The sequence below is a fragment of the Enterobacter sp. SCRI0065 genome (assembly GCF_059766475.1).
This window is the reverse complement of sequence record NZ_JCBAJB010000061.1, coordinates 1-255: the sequence shown is the minus strand read 5'-3', so window position 1 is coordinate 255 and position 255 is coordinate 1. Positions and strand designations below refer to the sequence as shown.

The window sequence follows — 255 nt, the reverse complement described above, 5'->3', positions numbered from 1 at the left end:
ATGCCCCCTGATTTCCGGTGCAGCCTGAGCGTTCGGGCAGTGTGCAGATCGTGATGGCCGGTGACACGCTGGCGCGTGACCGTTTGCCCTTCGCGCAGGATGCCGCTGCCGTGGTGATGGCGGGGCGTACTGCTGCGCAGCTGCCCCCTGATTTCCGGTGCAGCCTGAGCGCCGCGCCTGCATTCGGGCAGTGTGCAGATCGTGATGGCCGGTGACACGCTGGCGCGTGACTGTTTGCCCTTCGTGCAGGATACC

1 pseudogene is annotated in these 255 nt (G+C 66.3%); it reads right to left on the bottom strand.

The annotated features are described in order from the left end of the window. A pseudogene (locus tag AC6EMZ_RS23450) lies at positions 1–255 on the bottom strand (hypothetical protein); the annotation flags it as partial.